Raw genomic sequence first — 18,277 nt, 5'->3', positions numbered from 1 at the left:
CAGCATACGGAACAGGCCTGCTTCGCCGAAAGCCAATCCAAAGCTGTTTCGTTTGCAGTGGCTCCCAACAGGGAGCCAACTTTTTATCGCTCGAGCCGGTATTCTACAACGAGTGGAAATATAATGCTGCGTTAATAGACGCCTGATTAATGAATTCCACCGATGCGGCTAAATCTTACGCCGGTAGGCCATTCGCCTTCCTGCTTTTCAAAACTCATCCAGATAGCCGTGGCTTTACCCACCAGATTTTTCTCCGGTACGAAGCCCCAATAACGGCTGTCAGCGCTGTTGTCGCGGTTATCACCCATCATGAAGTAATGACCCGCAGGCACAACCCACTCCGCCAGCGGTTTACCTGGCTGCTGGTAATAAGCCCCCACCTGATCCTGCGTGCCCGGCACGGTCAGAATATGGTGAGAAACAGTCCCCAGCGTTTCCTGACGCTCACGCAGACGGATGCCACCCTGCGGCACATTGTCGCTCAACGGAATCTGGTAGAAGCCGTTGCTGGCCTCGCCCATGCCGCTGCGGCTAAACAGCTGCACAAAGTCGCTCGGTTGCGCATCGTTGTAAGTCACCGCCAATGCGGTATCGCATGATTGACCGCTATTACACGAAGGCTGGACGGTCACACGCTTATTGACGGGATCGTAACTTACACGGTCGCCCGGCAAGCCAATGACGCGTTTGATATAATCCAGCTTTGGATCCAATGGATATTTAAATACCGCAATATCACCACGCTTCGGATGGCCGGTTTCAATTAGCGTCGTCTGGGTAATAGGATCTTTAATGCCGTAAGCATATTTCTCCACCAGAATAAAATCGCCAATTAACAACGTCGGCATCATTGAGCCCGACGGGATCTGGAAGGGTTCGTAAATAAACGAACGCACCACAAAGACCAACAGCAATACCGGGAAAACGGATGCACCGGTTTCAACCCAGCCTGGCTGCTTCGCCACTTTCGCCAACGTTTTATCGTCTACAGCGCCTGCAGTTTGTGCATTCACCGCCGCAATTTTCGCCCGGCGAGCCGGCGCCCATCTGAAGCGCTCAAAGGCCCAAATGATCCCGGTGACTAACGTTGCCAGTGCCAGGATCAGGGCAAACATATTCGCCATGCAAACTCCCTAGTTACGCGAACTTGTCGCTGTTACTTACTGTCTTTGCCAACGTGCAGAATGGCCAGGAACGCCTCTTGTGGCAACTCAACGTTACCCACCTGCTTCATGCGTTTCTTACCGTCTTTCTGTTTCTGCAGCAGTTTTTTCTTACGGCTAACGTCACCGCCGTAGCATTTTGCCAACACGTTTTTACGCAGCTGTTTCACCGTTGAACGCGCGATGATATGCGTACCGATAGCGGCCTGGATGGCAATATCGAACTGCTGGCGTGGGATCAGCTCTTTCATCTTCTCGACCAGTTCGCGACCGCGATACTGCGCATTGTCACGGTGAGTGATCAACGCCAACGCATCCACGCGCTCGTTGTTGATCAGCACGTCGACGCGCACCATGTCGGAGGTCTGGAACCGCTTGAAGTTGTAATCCAGCGACGCATAGCCACGGGAGGTGGACTTCAGGCGATCGAAGAAGTCGAGCACCACTTCCGCCATCGGGATTTCGTAAGTCAGCGCAACCTGGTTACCGTGATAAACCATGTTGGTCTGCACGCCACGCTTTTCGATACACAGGGTAATCACACTGCCCAGGTATTCCTGCGGCATCAGCATGTGACATTCGGCGATCGGTTCACGCAACTCTTCGATATTATTGAGCGGAGGCAGCTTGGACGGGCTATCAACGTAGATAGTCTCTTTGCTGGTGGTTTCCACTTCATACACTACCGTCGGTGCGGTGGTGATCAGCTCCAGATCGTATTCACGTTCCAGACGTTCCTGGATGATCTCCATGTGCAGCAGGCCAAGGAAGCCACAGCGGAAACCGAAGCCCAACGCGGTGGAGCTCTCTGGCTCATAGAACAGGGAGGCGTCGTTCAGGCTCAGTTTGCCCAACGCATCGCGGAAGGACTCATAGTCGTCAGAGCTGATTGGGAACAGACCCGCGTAAACCTGTGGCTTCACTTTTTTGAAACCTGGCAAGGCTTTGTCTGCCGGCTGACGTGCCAACGTCAGGGTATCGCCTACCGGCGCGCCAAGAATGTCTTTGATAGCACAAACCAACCAGCCTACTTCGCCGCAGTTCAATACGTCACGATCAACACGCTTTGGCGTGAAGATACCCAGACGATCGGCATTATAGGTTTGGCCGGTGCTCATGACCTTGATCTTGTCGCCCTTACGCATGGTGCCGTTCTTGACACGCACCAGGGAAACAACGCCCAGGTAGTTATCGAACCAAGAGTCGATGATCAATGCCTGCAATGGCGCGTCTGGATCGCCTTCTGGCCCTGGGATATCGCGCACCAGACGTTCCAGAACGTCGGGTACACCCACGCCGGTCTTGGCCGAGCAACGCACTGCGTCGGTCGCATCAATACCCACGATGTCTTCAATTTCCTGCGCAGCGCGATCGGGATCGGCAGCCGGCAAGTCAATCTTGTTCAGTACCGGCACCACTTCCAGATTCATATCCAGCGCGGTGTAGCAGTTAGCCAACGTCTGAGCTTCTACGCCCTGCCCGGCATCAACCACCAGCAGTGCACCTTCACAAGCGGCCAGTGAACGAGAAACTTCATAGGAGAAGTCAACGTGCCCTGGCGTGTCGATAAAGTTGAGCTGATAGGTTTGGCCGTCTAGCGCTTTATAGTCCAGCGTCACGCTTTGGGCTTTAATGGTAATGCCACGCTCACGCTCCAGATCCATAGAATCGAGCACCTGCGCAGCCATTTCACGTTCAGTCAAGCCACCGCAAATTTGGATAATACGGTCGGACAGCGTCGACTTACCGTGGTCAATGTGGGCAATAATGGAGAAATTTCGTATATGCTTCATTATAAAAGTTTTTCTGCCTTGGTATTTCTGAATTACTCGCCTATAGAAACCCGCATGGACCTAAAGCGACAGTGAATGGGTTCGGCCGTCTTGCGCCTGAATCGCTGCATTCTACATGTCACAACACTGAAAACCTAGCGATCGGTGCAGTGAAGGCATTCTATTATGTAGACTTTAATGTTACAGAGCGCTCCGGGTTATGAAAGCGGATGTTAACAAAACCCAACGCCGTTATAACGCTAAGTTTCAGCAGCCCATACCGCCTCCCTTCCCTCAGGGGCTATCGTCAGGATCCCGCGTTAATACATAACCGCAAATAACGCAATAAACCCGCTCCTAATTCTGGATAAAATAATATCCGTATCAATATCTTAGAATTGTAATTTGACCCGAGGGGTTTAGGAAAAAACCCATATACGCTTCTCAACGGCTTCTATAGAAATGGGGGTGAACACCGCGATAAAACATAATTCAGGGCACTACATCGGCACGCCCAGCGGGGTTCACCAGCATATCTCTGCATGTTGATTGGAAGGTGCACAATGATCGATAAAGGGCAAATGCTGAGCCGGCACGATTTTTCAAAGGTCAATTGGGGCATTCTGGCAGCCGCAGCGCTGCTATTAACCACAGGGGCGGCGCTGATATTGCTGCCCCTGCTGAGCAATATGGATGAAAATGCGGTTCTGACCTTACTGCAAACCGGCGCAGCCACTATTTTACTCGGCTGTATTTTGCTGGCGCTGCGCCACTATCTGCGGCCAGCGCTAACCTATCGCCTGTACGAACAAGGTGTTCGGGTGATTAACGACCATAGCCACAAAGAACGGTTTATCCCCTTTGAAAAAATTGAGGATATTTATCGTTTCCGAGGGGGGCGTCTGTTTGGCGGATTGTTCGATGTGATGGCATTTCGCACCTCAGCCGATCAGCCTTGGTGCCCGGTCTTCAGCAATCTGTCTCATTCCTGGCGGCTGGCGGATACTATTATCAATCAGCAGATCCAGCAACGCGGGCCACAGGCGTTAAATGCCCTCTACCAAGGGGAGGTGCTGTCCTTTCACTACCTCCGCTGCGGGGCGCGTTGGTTGAACCATATGTTTCCTGGTTACCGGAAAGGGCAATCAGCTCAAACGCTACGGCTAAGTGCGACAGCGCTGATCACCTCACAGGGGGCAATTCCGATAGAACAGATACGCGAAATGGAAAATAACCCGCAACGCGGCACCATTCACCTGCTGGATAACCAGGGCAATACATTGTTTACAATAGGTTATTTTTCGCTGATCAGTGCCGATCTGTTTATGGCACTGTTGGAGCACATGATCTACAACCGCATCCCCGCCTACCATAACCCGGCGATGACGCGGCAGCCGTTTTAACGCAGAGGTTCGTTGTCCGTTTGCAGGCGCATAGCCCCAGGCGGTAAACCAATTTGCAGAACGATGGGTTGGTAATTGGCTTGCTCGCCGAGGCGATGCGCCAGGCTGCGCGCCAACATAAAGGCCGCGCCGCCACCAAGCAGTGCGCCAAGCGCGGCTGAAGCATCGGTACCCAACCAATATTGCAGCACACTGCCGCCGAGCATCATACCCAGCAACGGCGTCAAATAAACCAGCATTGCCGAACGTAACAGACTGCCTTCGGCAATGCCCACCTCAACCCGCTGACCCGGCTCGAGTGGTTGCTCGATACGCACTTGCAGTTGGTGTTCGGTTTCCGGCACCAGTTCATTCAATGCACGTGCGCCACAACCTGAGCGGGCGGTGCAACTGCCACATCCTGCTTTCGGCTCACAACGCAGCAGCGCCACACCCTGCTGCCACGAAACCACCGTGGCCCACTCTTTCATCATTATGGTGATACCTTGAAGGAAATACTGTCAGCAATACGTTTGGCCGTCGCTGGCGGCAGTTCGCCAACGATGGTGATCTCGTTGCCGCTGCGCACTTCGGTCTGGATAGTCCGCCGGCCCTGGCGATAATACTGCTGGCCAGCACCGCTGCCCGCGGGACTGACATTGACCGAGAAACTGAACAAGCCATCGCTATATAGCCGCGACTCAACAGGTTCCGACACATTAGGCAATTTACGGCGGTTGCGCGCGACCTCATCAACCCCGGCCGGTAGCCAGCCCGTACTCCACCCCAACTTGATATTCTCTACAGCCGGGAGTGACAGCAACGGCGGCAGGTTAGCCTTGATCAGCCCCTGCATGGCGCTTTGCACTTGCGGCCCAACCACGAACGAAATCACCCGATATTGCTCCAGCGTTTCGCCGTCGCGATCGATCAGATCCACCCGCAGCGGCAGCTTGGTATCTTCGTCCATCCAGACAATATAGCTATAGCGAGAACCATCGCGTGCAACCACGCGGAGGACTTCACAAGGACGATCGGAAATACGCGTGCTGCCAACGGAGATGAAGTCGTAGTATTTCGCCAGACGGTTGAAATCAGCATAAACAATGGCCGGTAACGCATCGACGATATGATCGCCAGATAACGTAAAGGGTTCCAGACCGGGTTCAAAATAGCTGATCCCACCACCGCGTTGCAGCACTTCGCGACGTGGGCCATCCATATGCAGCAATTGACCAAGAGGCTGCTGGTCGATCACCGCATGACGATAACGCAGCGACTCGATCCCCTGCTTGCTAATGCTGATATAGGCGAGTTCATAATTGAGCGAACGGCTAGCACTGCTCATCTGTTGTAACAACGCCCCGGACGCAGTGGGCTGCGCCGGGGCGATGTTTGAGTAGAGCAGGCTGCCCGTCAATAGACAGACGGAGAACCAAAGTTGCTTCATTACTGCTGTTGCATTCCTAAAGACTGGGTTCCAGGAACCTGGACGGCAGCCTGTTGTGGTGTGCTTTGCTCAAGCTGCAGCTGATCGGAATGCAAACGGCGTTGCAACTCATAATCTTGCAGCATAGCGTTAATGCGTTTACGTTGTTCCTGCACCTGCTGCTGTTGACCGCTGCCGGTTGAGAAACTGTCTGCCGGTACGCCAAGGCTAACCGGTGACGCCTGCCCCATGATCGGCAGGGTATTGAATGCCGGTGATTCAGCGGCACCAGATTGTGCAGCCGGTTGATTGTATTGCTGTACGCCTACAATCACTGCCAGCGACACGCAGGCCGCCATGCCAATCTGTGTGATCTGGCTGGCCCAAGGACGGACTTTGTCCCAGAACGGCATTTTCTGCCAGGTATGTGGCTGCGGCTGAGATTCCGGAACTGCAGAAGGAACCAGGCGTGCCGGTTCTTTCTCTAACGCAGCAGCTACACGATCTGCGATATCGAAATGCATCACTTGTCCGATATCACCCCGTAGTGTGTCACGTATCAGGTGATAGCTCTGCCAGCTTTGTTGAAGCGCTCTGTCTTTAGACAATGAACTCAGCAGCTCATTGTCGAGCGATTCTCCATCCATCAGAGCGGAAAGCTTTTCTTTCTGCATGTCTAAGTACCCTTCCTGTGTCCGCCATTGCTAACGTTGAATCAGCGGTTGAACTTTATTATCGATAGCCTCCCTGGCGCGGAAAATACGCGAACGTACGGTTCCGACCGGGCAATCCATGATGGCAGCTATCTCTTCGTAGCTTAGACCATCCAGCTCCCTCAGGGTAATCGCCATGCGAAGATCCTCAGGGAGAGACTCAATGGTACGGAAAACTATCTGTCTCAGCTCTTCTGACAACATTAAGTTCTCAGGGTTCGAAATTTCTTTTAGTGCGCCCGCACTTTCGTAATTTTCGGCGTCGTTGGCATCCACATCGCTCGATGGCGGACGACGACCTTGAGCAACCAAATAATTCTTTGCCGTATTCACAGCAATTCGATACAACCAGGTATAGAAAGCGCTATCCCCACGGAACGATTCCAGTGCGCGATAGGCTTTAATAAACGACTCCTGCACCACATCAGGCACATCGCCTTGTGGCACATACCGGGAAACGAGGCTCGCAACTTTGTGCTGGTAACGAATTACCAGTAAGTTAAACGACTTCTGATCGCCCTTTTGGACCCGCTCAACCAGAACTTGATCCGTTAACTGCTCGCTCATCCGAGGTAAACTCTCCCCAAATCCGTCTCCACGCGTAAAATTGTACTGCCAGCCATACATGATTTTCCTGAGCAAGCACTCGCTTGGAGTTCATACAGAACACGAAGTTCCGTATTGCCATTGTTTTTTATGTTGATGTCACCCATCCGTGGCTTTTGCCCGGACAATTAGGCTAACATGAATTTCACTCTTCTTCTGCACACATCATACGTTATGCAACCATCATCTGAACATGTTAGCGATGTACTGATTGTCGGCAGCGGCGCTGCAGGCCTGTCATTGGCGTTGCGTCTGGCGCAGCATTGCAAGGTTACCGTACTCAGCAAGGGGCCTCTCAACGAAGGCGCCACATTTTATGCCCAAGGCGGGATCGCCGCGGTTTTCGATGAAACGGACAGCATTGCCTCACACGTTGATGACACTTTGATTGCCGGAGCCGGCCTGTGTGACAAAGACGCCGTTGAGTTTATCGCCGGCAATGCGCGCCACTGCGTGCAATGGTTGATCGATCAGGGCGTCTTGTTCGACACTGAAATCAACGCTCAGGGCGAAGAACATTACCACCTGACACGAGAAGGTGGACATAGCCACCGCCGTATTCTGCATGCCGCCGACGCCACAGGTAAAGAAGTAGAGACCACCCTGGTAGGGAAAGCAAGCAACCACCCGAATATTTGCGTGATGGAACGCCGCAATGCGGTTGATCTGATCACATCAAACAAAATTGGCCTACCAGGCACGCGCCGGGTTGTCGGTGCCTATGTCTGGAACCGTGAATTGGAACAGGTAGAAACCTACCGCGCCAAGACGGTCGTGCTGGCTACCGGCGGTGCCGCCAAGGTGTACCAGTACACCACCAACCCGGATATTTCTTCTGGCGACGGCATTGCCATGGCCTGGCGAGCTGGTTGCCGGGTCGCCAACCTGGAATTTAACCAGTTCCACCCAACCTGCCTGTTCCATCCGCAGGCACGCAACTTCCTGCTGACCGAAGCATTGCGCGGTGAAGGTGCCTACCTCAAGCGCCCGGACGGCAGCCGCTTCATGCCCGATTTTGACCCACGGGGCGAACTGGGACCGCGTGACATCGTTGCGCGCGCCATCGATCACGAGATGAAACGTCTGGGTGCCGACTGCATGTATTTGGACATCAGCCATAAACCGGCTGAATTCATTACTCAGCATTTCCCAATGATCCATGAAAAACTGCTGACGCTGGGTTTCGATCTCACCACACAACCGATCCCCATCGTCCCTGCAGCGCACTACACCTGTGGCGGCGTTATGGTTGATCAGCACGGCCGTACCGATCTCGACGGGTTGTACGCCATTGGAGAAGTCAGCTACACCGGTCTGCACGGTGCTAACCGTATGGCGTCCAACTCCTTGCTGGAATGCCTGGTCTATGGTTGGTCCGCGGCGGAGGACATCAAGATGCGTCTGCCGTTTATCACGTTGGCGAAGCAACTCCCCCAGTGGGATGAAAGCCGCGTAGACGATGCCGATGAACGGGTCGTGATCCAACACAACTGGCATGAGCTGCGGCTGTTTATGTGGGACTACGTGGGGATTGTGCGCACGACCAAACGCCTGGAGCGCGCACTGCGCCGTATCAATACGCTGCAGGCGGAAATTGACGAGTACTACGCAAACTTCCGTATCTCCAACAATTTGCTGGAACTGCGGAATTTGGTGCAGGTGGCGGAATTGATCGTCCGCAGCGCTATGGAACGCAAAGAAAGCCGCGGGCTGCACTATACGCTGGACTACCCGGATCTGCTGCCGGAAGCGCTACCGACCATCCTGCAACCCTAAAAGTTTTACCAAGGCGCCCGAAATGGCGCCTTTTTCATTTCAGTAAAACAGATAAAAATCAGTTATCAGACGGCGAAAATCATCCGTATAGCTGCCATCAGCCAGTTTAATTGCCAGCTTCTGCTCTACATTTGCATCCGTCGGCTGACGCGTCAGGGCCAACAATACCCGGTGCAACGGCGTATCTGCGCGATCGCTGACATTCAGCCGCTGCGCTGTGTACCAACCTCGCTCATGCGCATTGGTTTCGAAAGCTTCACCAATATCATGCGGCAACACCACGCAAAAAGCCCCGCTCGGCGCGAGCAACTGTTCTGCACTGGCCAACAAGGCATCGTGGGTCAGGGTTTCCGTATAACGTGCATTGTGGCGTGCCTGATCGCGGCAGGCGACCGCCGGCTCAAAATACGGCGGATTGCTGACGATCAAATCGTATTCACCGGCATGATGCTGCGCGAAATCGTGAATGTCTTGCGCATGCACCTCAATACGCGGCGACCACGGTGATGCCAAAACGTTATCACGTGCCTGACCCGCTGCCGCCTCATCAAGCTCGACCGCGTCGATCAGCACGCTGTCGCTTGAACGTTGCGCCAGCATCAGCGCAATTAATCCGCTGCCACTGCCGATATCCAGCACTCGCTGTGCCTGTGCCAACGGCGCCCATGCCCCCAGCAGCACACCGTCCGTGCCCACTTTCATTGCGCAGCGATCGTGAGCAACAAAAAATTGTTTAAAGGTAAAACCACCGCGACGTGGCGTAAAATTCGCTTTCGATTGAGTGCTCACAATAACCACCTGGATACAAAACTGGCGTAGCATAAGGCAATCTGATTTTTGGGAAAAGAGATGCTTTCCGCTTAAATAGGTGAAGAAAGCGGCCAACCCGTCTATAATCGGCGCCCCAAGTAGAGGTAGACCATGACAGTAACCAATTTTTCCGAGCTCGAACTCGATGAACGCCTGATAAACGCCCTGCGCGATAAAGGCTACGAACGCCCAACCGCCATTCAAGCCGAGGCGATCCCGCCTGCGATGGATGGGCGCGACGTATTGGGTTCGGCGCCAACCGGCACCGGCAAGACCGCCGCATTTTTGCTGCCGGTATTGCAGCATCTGCTCGACTTCCCACGCAAGAAGTCCGGGCCACCGCGCGTACTGATCCTCACCCCGACGCGCGAGCTGGCGATGCAGGTAGCCGATCAGGCACGTGAACTGGCTGCTCATACTTCGCTGGATATCGCCACCATTACTGGCGGCGTCGCGTACATGAACCACGCGGAAGTCTTCAGCGAAAACCAGGACGTGGTCGTCGCCACCACTGGTCGTCTGCTGCAATACATTAAAGAAGAAAACTTTGACTGCCGCGCAGTAGAGACACTGATCCTCGATGAAGCCGACCGCATGCTTGACATGGGCTTCGCACAGGACATCGAAACGATCTCTGCCGAGACGCGCTGGCGTAACCAGACGTTGCTGTTCTCCGCAACGTTGGAAGGCGATGCTATCCGCGAATTCGCCGAGCGCATTCTGAAAGAGCCGGTAGAAGTCGAAGCGGATCCATCACGCCGCGAACGCAAAAAGATCCTGCAGTGGTACTACCGTGCCGACGACGTGCAGCATAAAACCGCCCTGTTGGTGCATTTGCTGCAACAACCGGACGTACAGAAATCCGTCATCTTCGTGCGTAAACGTGAACGTGTACATGAGCTGGCGGCCTGGCTGCGCGAGGCGGGTATCAATACCTGCTACCTCGAAGGCGAAATGGTGCAGGCCAAGCGTAACGAAGCGGTAAAACGCATGATGGATGGCCGCGTCAACGTGCTGGTTGCGACCGACGTTGCTGCCCGTGGTCTGGATATCCTGGATATCACCCACGTGTTCAACTTCGATATGCCGCGCACCGCAGACACCTACCTGCACCGCATTGGCCGAACCGGTCGTGCTGGGCGCAAGGGGACGGCAATCTCGCTGGTTGAAGCACATGACCACCTGCTGCTGGGCAAAGTCGGGCGTTACCTGAACGAGCCATTGAAAGCACGGGTCATCGAAGAGCTGCGACCGTCGACCAAAGTGCCAAGCGAGAAAAGCAACGGCAAGCCGTCGAAGAAGGTAATTGCCAAACGTGCCGCCGACAAAGAGAAGAACAAAGAAAAAGCCAAGGTAAAAGTGCGTCATCGCGATGCGAAAAACGTCGGCAAACGCCGCCAGCCAAAGGCCAAACCTGAAGACAACGGCGCGAAGTAATGCCGTCGCTGTAAATAAAAACCGCCTCCAGTTATCTGAAGGCGGTTTTTTTATGCCCGTTTATAGCTGCGTATAATGCGTTGCCTGCTGATGGGCTTTCAGCCACGTATTCAGTTGATGATAACGATCGCGCATTTCCTCATTCTGCAATGCCGTCGGCGTCTGCGAGAAATAGAACTGGAAAGTCATCCCTTGCTGATTACGGGCTTTGGCATCCGCCCCTGCCTGCAACAGCATCAGCGCCAATTGCGGTGCATTGATTTTTGCCGCTACGTGCAAAGGGGTATCCCCTAGCCGATCGCTTAGCGTGACATCCGCACCGGACACCAGCAACAGTCGCAGTTGCTCCTCCCTTCCCGCCAATACCGCAACGGCCAATGGCGTGGCCCCGGTTACCGCATGACGTAGGTTAACCGGCACACCACAAGCCAACAGCAAGCGCAGATACTGTGGGTCTTGCACTGCCGCAGCCGTATGCAATGCGCTGTTTCCATCCAAACCCGGGGTAGAAGCATCTGCCCCCAGCGCCAACAACGCGCTTAGGCTTTGCGGTTGTTGTGACAGTATTGCCCACTGCAACAGGGTGACCTGATGATCGCCCTGCTCATGCAAACGCGCCTGCGTTGCCTGTTCAGCAATACCCTTTACATCGCCACGTGCAACGGCCTGAGCCAATGCCGCATTGCTGTGCCCGTTGAACGGGGTCATATCCTGATTCATCTGTTGTCCCTTAGCCATCATCAGTAAACCGACAATCGCGATCAGCGCCAGTATGGCAATCATCACCGCCTGCCACCATGCCCGCCGCCCGTCAGGCATTGGCTTTGGTCTCCCATGGCTTTTGCTCCGCCATCGAACTGATGACCTTGTCGATACCGTGCGCCGTCAGGCTGCGATCGACATGTTTGCTCGGTCTCCAGTCGTCAATACCGCTTAAGGTGTCGTTATTGGCCAGCGTGATTTTATGTCCTATGGCATCAGGGATTAGCGAAGTGGATTCCTGTGCCCCGGTCAGCATGTCATATTGTTCGCTATAACGACGGATCCCGCCGGCTTGCGCATCCTGTTTTGCTGCAGCTGGATCAATCCCCATACGGTTCAACGTGTAATCGGACACTCCCGCAGCGTTAAAGGTAACCGCCACCGTGCCCGTCGCCAGCGCCGCCGTTGCCGCAAGGCCACCACCCAGTGAATGGCCGGCAATGACCAACGCATCGCCAAACGCCGCCTTGGCACTCTTAGCGACCGCGACGGCCTGATTGTACTGCACATCATCATACCCCGTCGCTTGGCGTACATTGCTTAGCCAGTCGCGCATATCATTGGTGCCCGCAAAGGCCAATACGTACTGTTGATTGTCACTGTAGATCCCAGCCTGAAAACCCGATGCTGTGTCATGCAGGCTGGCAGGATCAATACCCGCGCCGAGCAAGGCGCTGTCACTCAAGCGGCTGAACCCGTCAACACCCTGGCTAGTGGTGCTGTAAACGTCTTTGGCCAACAGCGCTAGCGTGTAATCCCCTTGTTGCGATTGCTGACCACGCGTCACGCCCGAATGCGCTGCAGCCGGCGCCGTTACCGACATGTCGCTCACCAGCGTATTCAGTAGATTCTGTGCATTTACAGTGTGCGACGACACTGTGGTCGCGGGGGCGTTTACCGGGGTGGATTCAACAGGTTGGGGAGCATTCAGCGGTTCCTGTGCCGTGCGTGTTGGCGGGAGCTGAATAGCCGAGGGACTGACCGCAGAGGTAAAGCTCAAAGACATACTCATGCCGACTCCTTGTCGATAGACTTATTAATTAGCGCACCTTATGTGTGCTGTTGTAGCTATCGGCAGGTCGGAGCAGTTCTGTAATGCAGGCGGTTATCTTTGCAAGGAATGTGATCCGGATTCACTTTCTGTCCGGTTTCGACCACCACATAAAAAAGGGAGCCGAAGCTCCCTTGTCAACAATACGGGTAATTACAGGCTTTCTGTAAAGGTACGTGTAATCACGTCACGCTGCTGTTCTGGCGTCAACGAGTTGAAACGCACCGCATAGCCAGACACACGAATGGTCAATTGCGGGTATTTTTCTGGGTGCTTCACCGCATCTTCCAGCGTTTCGCGGCGCAGTACGTTTACGTTCAGGTGCTGACCGCCTTCTACGCGCACGGTAGATTGCATTTCCAGCGGCACTTCACGGTACTCGATCTGGCCCAGTTCGCTGACCGGTACAACCTGGTCTTCCGCATAGTTCGCTTTGGCGCAAACACAGCGAGCTTCTGATGTTTCATCGTCCAGCAGCCAGAAAGAGTTCACCAGCGCCTGGTCGTTTGCTTTAGTAATTTGAATACCAGTAATCATTTTGTTGCCTCCGTACAAGGGCGAAAAATTCTACGTCGAAAAAACCCAATGTTGGTTTCGGCCATTTGGTAAAACCATTGTTGTCTTGTTGTTCTGTATACCAGCCTGGAGTGGGCAATTCTTTGATTTAAGTCAATTTTTACGGGGCACCCACAGGGCACAAGTGGGCAAGTTTATGTTTTATGTCAATTTTCCCCATAAAGCGCACCGCAATTATTTTTGTAAATTTTCAAAAATTTTTGCATTCACCACAGTAACGTAAAAATAAAAGCGGGTTTCACTGTGTGAAGCTAAACGGTAAGCTATGCCCAGTGAATTGTTAACGAAAACAAAGGAGAGCGTTTATGTCCACCTCCCTCACCTGGCATGACGTCATCGGCAAGGAGAAAGAGCAGCCCTATTTTCATGAAACGCTTGCCTTTGTTGCTGCTGAACGTCAGGCCGGTAAGACCATTTACCCACCGCAAAAAGATGTGTTCAACGCGTTCCGTTTTACCGAACTGGCGGACGTGAAGGTGGTGATTCTCGGTCAGGATCCCTACCACGGCCCGAATCAGGCGCACGGCTTGTCTTTCTCCGTACTGCCCGGCGTTCCCGCCCCCCCTTCGTTAGTGAACATGTATAAAGAACTGGCGACGGATATCCCTGGTTTTGAACGCCCTAATCATGGCTGCCTGCAAAGCTGGGCGGAACAGGGAGTGCTGCTGCTGAATACGGTATTAACCGTGGAAGGTGGCCAGGCGCACTCCCACGCCAAGCTTGGTTGGGAAACCTTTACCGACAGAGTGATTGCGGCGTTGAACGAAAACCGCGAAGGCGTGATATTCCTGCTGTGGGGTTCGCATGCCCAGAAGAAAGGCAACTTTATCGATCGTAACCGCCACCATGTGTTGAAAGCGCCACACCCTTCACCCCTGTCCGCCCATCGCGGTTTTCTCGGCTGTCACCACTTTTCGCAAACCAACCAATTGTTGGAGCAGCAGGGGTTAAAACCTATCGACTGGATGCCCCGACTGCCACAGGCATAACACCAGATGCACAAAAGGCACCCGAGGGTGCCTTTTCTTTACTTAATTTCGCTTAAGCCTTGGCTTTGGAAACCGCAACCATCGCTGGGCGCAACAGACGGCCATTCAGCGTATAGCCTTTCTGCATCACCATCATGACATGGTTTGGCTGGTGATCGGCTGATTCCATCAGGCTCATGGCCTGGTGCACGTCCGGGTTGAACGGCACGTTAATGTCACCAACAATTTCGATCCCGTACTTACGCACGACGTCCTGCAGGGACTTCAGCGTCAGTTCGATACCTTCGATCATCGCTGTCAGTTCCGGATTGTTTTTATCCGCCATTTCCAGCGCGCGTTCCAGGTTATCAAGCACTGGCAACAGATCGCCGGAGAATTTCTCCAGCGCAAATTTGTGCGCTTTTTCGATATCCAGTTCAGTACGGCGACGAACATTTTCCATCTCCGCTTTGGCACGCAGCAGGCTGTCGCGTTCATGCTGCTGGGATTCGGCCAGTTGAGCTTCCAGCTCAGCAATGCGCTCATCCCGCAGATCGACGCCCTCAGCCGCTTCCGGCAGGGCTTCCTGCTGTTCCATTTCTTCCGAGACTTGCTCGTTTGGCGTCTTCTGTTCTTTACTACTCATGAATATCTCCGCGTTTTAGCATTAATCTCGCAACTTGGCTTATTATGGGGATCAAAACCGGGGTTTCAAGTCAACCGGTCACAATGTGGGGCATAAACTGGTCCCGGTGAGGAAAATCACAACAATGAATAAAAAATTCGGCTGTATTGGCATTGTTGGCCACCCGCGTCACCCTTCGGCGCTGGCAACGCATGAGATGTTATTTCACTGGCTGGTTGCCCGAGGCTATTCAGTGATGGTTGAACGGCAGATTGCCCAGGATTTGGGGCTAAAAGACGCCGTAACCGGTAGCCTGGCCGATATTGGCCAAAAGGCCGATTTGGCCGTGGTCGTTGGCGGTGACGGCAATATGCTTGGCGCTGCGCGCGTATTGGCCCGTTACGATATTAAAGTGATCGGTGTTAACCGCGGCAATCTCGGTTTCCTGACCGATCTCGATCCCGATAACGCATTGCAGCAACTGGCCGACGTGCTGGAAGGCGAGTACATCGATGAACAGCGCTTCCTGCTGGAAACCATCGTGCACAAAGAGAACCAACAGTGCCGTATCAGCACCGCCATCAACGAAGTGGTACTGCACCCCGGCAAAGTGGCGCACATGATTGAGTTCGAAGTGTATATCGACGATCGCTTTGCCTTCTCGCAACGTTCCGATGGCCTGATTATCGCTACGCCGACCGGTTCGACCGCCTACTCGCTTTCCGCCGGTGGGCCGATCCTGACGCCGTCGCTGGAGGCCATTGCGCTGGTGCCGATGTTCCCGCACACCCTTTCGGCCCGCCCGCTGGTGATCAACGGCAACAGCACTATCCGATTGAAGTTTTCACAAATTGGTAGCGATCTGGAAATCAGCTGCGACAGTCAAATCGCGCTGCCTATTCAGGAAGGTGAAGAGGTTTTGATACGCCGTAGTGATTTCCATTTGAATCTTATTCATCCGAAGGACTACAGCTATTTCAATACGTTAAGCACCAAGCTCGGTTGGTCAAAAAAATTATTCTAAAAATTGCGCCAGCCTCTTTACTGTATATAAAACCAGTTTATACTGTATGAAACTACAGTTATGTGTTTATACACAGGAAGGTTCCCATGCTGGCGCAATTGACCATCAGCAATTTTGCTATCGTTCGTGAGTTGGAAATAGATTTTCAACCGGGTATGACTGCGATTACCGGTGAAACCGGCGCCGGTAAATCGATCGCCATCGACGCGCTGGGGCTATGCCTCGGTAACCGTGCCGACGGTAACGTCGTTCGCTTGGGAGCCGCCCGTGCCGATATCTGTGCTCGCTTTTCGCTGGCAGACACCCCGTCTGCCCGCCAATGGCTAGAGCAAAATCAATTAGACGACAGTAATGAGTGCCTGCTGCGCCGGGTGATCAATGCAGATGGCCGCTCACGCGGTTTTATCAATGGCACTGCCGTCCCCCTTTCGCAACTGCGCGAACTCGGTCAGCGTTTGATTCAAATCCACGGCCAGCATGCTCACCAATTACTGCTCAAGCCCGAGCATCAAAAACAACTGCTCGACGCCTATGCCGACGAACCTGCTCTGCTGATCCAGATGCAGCAGGCTTATCAGCGGTGGCACCAAAGCTGCCGAGAACTGGCTCACCATCAGCAACAATCCATCGAGCGTGATGCACGTAAACAGCTGCTGCAATACCAATTAAAAGAGCTGAACGAGTTTGCACCGCAGGCGGGCGAATTTGAACAAATCGATTCTGAGTTCAAACGCCTGGCCAATAGCGGCCAGTTGTTGACGATCAGCCAGCAAACGCTGCAATTACTGGCCGATGACGAAGAAAACAACATGCTGAGCCAGCTTTATACCGCCAAACATTTGCTGGTTGAGTTGATCGGGATGGATGAAAAGCTAAGCGGTCTGCTGGACATGCTGGAAGAGGCTTCAATCCAAATCAGTGAGGCCAGTGATGAACTGCGCCATTATGCCGATCGCATGGATTTGGATCCGAACCGCCTGCAAGAACTGGAGCAACGCCTGTCACGGCAAATTAATCTGTCACGTAAGCATCACGTGGCACCAGAAGAGCTGCCTCAATTGCACCAACAGATGCTGGATGAGCAACAACGGCTATCACAGCAAGAAAACGATCACGAACACCTGAACGAAGCAGTCACGCAGCACCATCAGCACGCCCTGCTGTTGGCAGAGCAATTGCACCAAAAGCGCCAGCATTATGCCGCCGAACTGACCACGTTGATTACTGACAGCATGCAGGCGCTCTCTATGCCGCACGGTAAATTCAATATTGATGTGCGCTTTGAGCCGCAATATTTGAGTGCGGAAGGTGCAACGCGCACCGAGTTTTGTGTGTCCACCAACCCAGGCCAACCGCTACAGGCATTAGCGAAAGTAGCCTCTGGTGGCGAATTATCCCGTATCGCATTGGCGATCCAAGTTATCACGGCGCGCAAAATGGAAACGCCGGCACTGATTTTCGACGAAGTGGACGTCGGTATCAGTGGCCCAACCGCCGCCATTGTTGGCCGCCTGCTTCGCCAGTTAGGCGAATCCACGCAGGTGATGTGCGTCACTCACCTGCCGCAAGTCGCAGGCTGCGGTCATCAGCACCTATTTGTCAGCAAGCAGACCGACGGCACAGAAACCGAAACACAGATGTCGCCATTGGATAAACGAGCCCGTTTACAGGAATTGGCACGCCTTCTTGGTGGCAGTGAAGTCACCCGGAACACGCTGGCAAATGCAAAAGAACTGCTTGCTGCATAAAAAAGCTCAACTTTTTTACTTTATTGAGGTCTGACTTTGGCGCTGTTTGCCCGACAGACCTCAAATTGTAGCAACGTCACAATTAAGCCCCTCCGGGAACTTAGTCACCCTCAGTGACTGAGGTCAACGAGGGTAGCCAACACCGCGACAATTTGAAGGATCACGGGTATACCCAATAGATTTCACGTTGTAGCAAGGCGGCAACCAAGGGAATCCCAGGAAGCTTAGTCACCTCAGTGGCTGGGATAAACGAGGGTAGCCAACACCGCGACAACTTGAAGGATCACGGGTATACCCAATAGATTTCACGTTGTAGCAAGGCGGCAACCAAGGGAATCCCCGGGAGCTTAGTTAACTAAGTGACTGGGGTGAACGAGGGCAGCCAACACAGCGACAACTTGAAAGATGAAGGGTATAAGGGTTTCCAACAGCACC

General features: G+C 53.6%; 17 protein-coding genes. 6 read left to right on the top strand and 11 right to left on the bottom strand.

What is annotated here, in order from left to right:
* Positions 1-146: 146 nt before the first annotated feature.
* Complete coding sequence (gene lepB, locus ACI2J2_RS20050; protein WP_209638456.1) at positions 147-1,124, bottom strand: signal peptidase I; 978 nt, start codon at positions 1,122-1,124, stop codon at positions 147-149.
* Positions 1,125-1,156: 32 nt separating this feature from the next.
* Positions 1,157-2,956 carry a translation elongation factor 4 gene (lepA, locus tag ACI2J2_RS20045; protein ID WP_209638458.1) on the bottom strand — a complete coding sequence of 600 codons (1,800 nt, stop codon included), beginning with the start codon at positions 2,954-2,956 and terminating at the stop codon, positions 1,157-1,159.
* A gap of 542 nt (positions 2,957-3,498) precedes the next feature.
* Between lepA and ACI2J2_RS20040 the strand changes: the two genes are divergently transcribed.
* On the top strand, positions 3,499-4,338 hold the full coding sequence (locus tag ACI2J2_RS20040) for a hypothetical protein (RefSeq protein ID WP_404760702.1): 840 nt from the start codon (positions 3,499-3,501) through the stop codon (positions 4,336-4,338).
* Here the strand turns inward: ACI2J2_RS20040 and rseC are convergent.
* The 4 genes from rseC to rpoE are packed head-to-tail and all read right to left on the bottom strand — an operon-like array spanning position 4,335 to position 7,026.
* Entirely contained in the window at positions 4,335-4,811 is a 477-nt protein-coding gene (gene rseC, locus ACI2J2_RS20035; RefSeq protein WP_209638561.1) for a SoxR-reducing system protein RseC, read from the bottom strand. The genes ACI2J2_RS20040 and rseC overlap by 4 nt on opposite strands.
* A complete protein-coding gene (gene rseB, locus ACI2J2_RS20030) occupies positions 4,811-5,767 on the bottom strand; it encodes a sigma-E factor regulatory protein RseB (protein WP_037422102.1) in 957 nt (318 codons plus the stop codon). The genes rseC and rseB overlap by 1 nt, the downstream gene beginning before the upstream one ends.
* Positions 5,767-6,420 (bottom strand): anti-sigma-E factor RseA, encoded by a 654-nt coding sequence (gene rseA, locus ACI2J2_RS20025; RefSeq protein WP_037422105.1) that lies wholly within the window; start codon positions 6,418-6,420, stop codon positions 5,767-5,769. Before rseA ends, rseB begins: the two co-directional genes overlap by 1 nt.
* 30 nt (positions 6,421-6,450) lie before the next feature.
* Positions 6,451-7,026, bottom strand: coding sequence for an RNA polymerase sigma factor RpoE (gene rpoE / locus ACI2J2_RS20020; protein ID WP_012146382.1), 576 nt, complete (start codon positions 7,024-7,026; stop codon positions 6,451-6,453).
* A gap of 213 nt (positions 7,027-7,239) precedes the next feature.
* On the opposite strand from rpoE, the gene nadB reads away from it, so the two are divergent.
* Positions 7,240-8,841, top strand: a complete 1,602-nt coding sequence (gene nadB, locus ACI2J2_RS20015) for an L-aspartate oxidase (protein ID WP_404760701.1) — start codon at positions 7,240-7,242, stop codon at positions 8,839-8,841.
* A gap of 39 nt (positions 8,842-8,880) precedes the next feature.
* On the opposite strand, the gene ACI2J2_RS20010 is transcribed toward nadB, so the two are convergent.
* Positions 8,881-9,663: a tRNA1(Val) (adenine(37)-N6)-methyltransferase gene (locus ACI2J2_RS20010; RefSeq protein ID WP_245210037.1), complete on the bottom strand. Its 783-nt coding sequence runs from the start codon at positions 9,661-9,663 to the stop codon at positions 8,881-8,883.
* Between the two features lie 99 nt (positions 9,664-9,762).
* Between ACI2J2_RS20010 and srmB the strand changes: the two genes are divergently transcribed.
* Positions 9,763-11,088 carry an ATP-dependent RNA helicase SrmB gene (gene srmB / locus ACI2J2_RS20005; protein WP_037422118.1) on the top strand — a complete coding sequence of 442 codons (1,326 nt, stop codon included), beginning with the start codon at positions 9,763-9,765 and terminating at the stop codon, positions 11,086-11,088.
* Positions 11,089-11,148: 60 nt separating this feature from the next.
* Here srmB and ACI2J2_RS20000 read toward each other — a convergent pair whose 3' ends face one another.
* From ACI2J2_RS20000 to grcA, 3 genes are all read right to left on the bottom strand, one after another.
* Positions 11,149-11,907, bottom strand: coding sequence for an ankyrin repeat domain-containing protein (locus tag ACI2J2_RS20000; RefSeq protein ID WP_404760700.1), 759 nt, complete (start codon positions 11,905-11,907; stop codon positions 11,149-11,151).
* Positions 11,900-12,862, bottom strand: a complete 963-nt coding sequence (locus ACI2J2_RS19995; protein ID WP_404760699.1) for a phospholipase — start codon at positions 12,860-12,862, stop codon at positions 11,900-11,902. The genes ACI2J2_RS20000 and ACI2J2_RS19995 overlap by 8 nt, the downstream gene beginning before the upstream one ends.
* Positions 12,863-13,054: 192 nt before the next feature.
* The gene (grcA, locus tag ACI2J2_RS19990; protein WP_020828267.1) at positions 13,055-13,438 is read right to left on the bottom strand and encodes an autonomous glycyl radical cofactor GrcA; all 384 of its coding nucleotides are present in this window, start codon (positions 13,436-13,438) and stop codon (positions 13,055-13,057) included.
* A gap of 344 nt (positions 13,439-13,782) precedes the next feature.
* Between grcA and ung the strand changes: the two genes are divergently transcribed.
* Complete coding sequence (ung, locus tag ACI2J2_RS19985) at positions 13,783-14,466, top strand: uracil-DNA glycosylase (protein ID WP_209638570.1); 684 nt, start codon at positions 13,783-13,785, stop codon at positions 14,464-14,466.
* 52 nt (positions 14,467-14,518) lie between these two features.
* On the opposite strand, the gene grpE is transcribed toward ung, so the two are convergent.
* The gene (gene grpE, locus ACI2J2_RS19980) at positions 14,519-15,091 is read right to left on the bottom strand and encodes a nucleotide exchange factor GrpE (protein WP_037422128.1); all 573 of its coding nucleotides are present in this window, start codon (positions 15,089-15,091) and stop codon (positions 14,519-14,521) included.
* Between the two features lie 124 nt (positions 15,092-15,215).
* Between grpE and nadK the strand changes: the two genes are divergently transcribed.
* Complete coding sequence (gene nadK, locus ACI2J2_RS19975) at positions 15,216-16,094, top strand: NAD(+) kinase (RefSeq protein WP_209638573.1); 879 nt, start codon at positions 15,216-15,218, stop codon at positions 16,092-16,094.
* An 86-nt stretch (positions 16,095-16,180) separates the two neighbouring features.
* Positions 16,181-17,842, top strand: coding sequence for a DNA repair protein RecN (gene recN, locus ACI2J2_RS19970; RefSeq protein ID WP_404760698.1), 1,662 nt, complete (start codon positions 16,181-16,183; stop codon positions 17,840-17,842).
* Positions 17,843-18,277: the final 435 nt, after the last annotated feature.

The sequence above is a fragment of the Serratia sp. NPDC087055 genome (genome assembly GCF_044900985.1).
Taxonomy (GTDB): Bacteria; Pseudomonadota; Gammaproteobacteria; order Enterobacterales; family Enterobacteriaceae; genus Serratia.
Note: the sequence above shows the minus strand (reverse complement) of the source record. Positions and strands in the feature narration are given on the sequence as shown.

Excerpts from the sequence above, each read along its gene's own strand:
- grcA (WP_020828267.1), bottom strand. The coding sequence starts at position 13,438 with ATGATTACTGGTATTCAAATTACTAAAGCAAACGACCAGGCGCTGGTG.
- rseC (WP_209638561.1), bottom strand. The coding sequence starts at position 4,811 with ATGATGAAAGAGTGGGCCACGGTGGTTTCGTGGCAGCAGGGTGTGGCG.
- srmB (WP_037422118.1), top strand. The coding sequence starts at position 9,763 with ATGACAGTAACCAATTTTTCCGAGCTCGAACTCGATGAACGCCTGATA.
- rpoE (WP_012146382.1), bottom strand. The coding sequence starts at position 7,026 with ATGAGCGAGCAGTTAACGGATCAAGTTCTGGTTGAGCGGGTCCAAAAG.
- ACI2J2_RS20000 (WP_404760700.1), bottom strand. The coding sequence starts at position 11,907 with ATGCCTGACGGGCGGCGGGCATGGTGGCAGGCGGTGATGATTGCCATA.
- nadB (WP_404760701.1), top strand. The coding sequence starts at position 7,240 with ATGCAACCATCATCTGAACATGTTAGCGATGTACTGATTGTCGGCAGC.
- rseB (WP_037422102.1), bottom strand. The coding sequence starts at position 5,767 with ATGAAGCAACTTTGGTTCTCCGTCTGTCTATTGACGGGCAGCCTGCTC.
- ung (WP_209638570.1), top strand. The coding sequence starts at position 13,783 with ATGTCCACCTCCCTCACCTGGCATGACGTCATCGGCAAGGAGAAAGAG.
- nadK (WP_209638573.1), top strand. The coding sequence starts at position 15,216 with ATGAATAAAAAATTCGGCTGTATTGGCATTGTTGGCCACCCGCGTCAC.
- recN (WP_404760698.1), top strand. The coding sequence starts at position 16,181 with ATGCTGGCGCAATTGACCATCAGCAATTTTGCTATCGTTCGTGAGTTG.
- grpE (WP_037422128.1), bottom strand. The coding sequence starts at position 15,091 with ATGAGTAGTAAAGAACAGAAGACGCCAAACGAGCAAGTCTCGGAAGAA.
- ACI2J2_RS19995 (WP_404760699.1), bottom strand. The coding sequence starts at position 12,862 with ATGAGTATGTCTTTGAGCTTTACCTCTGCGGTCAGTCCCTCGGCTATT.
- lepA (WP_209638458.1), bottom strand. The coding sequence starts at position 2,956 with ATGAAGCATATACGAAATTTCTCCATTATTGCCCACATTGACCACGGT.
- ACI2J2_RS20010 (WP_245210037.1), bottom strand. The coding sequence starts at position 9,663 with ATGCTACGCCAGTTTTGTATCCAGGTGGTTATTGTGAGCACTCAATCG.
- lepB (WP_209638456.1), bottom strand. The coding sequence starts at position 1,124 with ATGGCGAATATGTTTGCCCTGATCCTGGCACTGGCAACGTTAGTCACC.
- ACI2J2_RS20040 (WP_404760702.1), top strand. The coding sequence starts at position 3,499 with ATGATCGATAAAGGGCAAATGCTGAGCCGGCACGATTTTTCAAAGGTC.
- rseA (WP_037422105.1), bottom strand. The coding sequence starts at position 6,420 with ATGCAGAAAGAAAAGCTTTCCGCTCTGATGGATGGAGAATCGCTCGAC.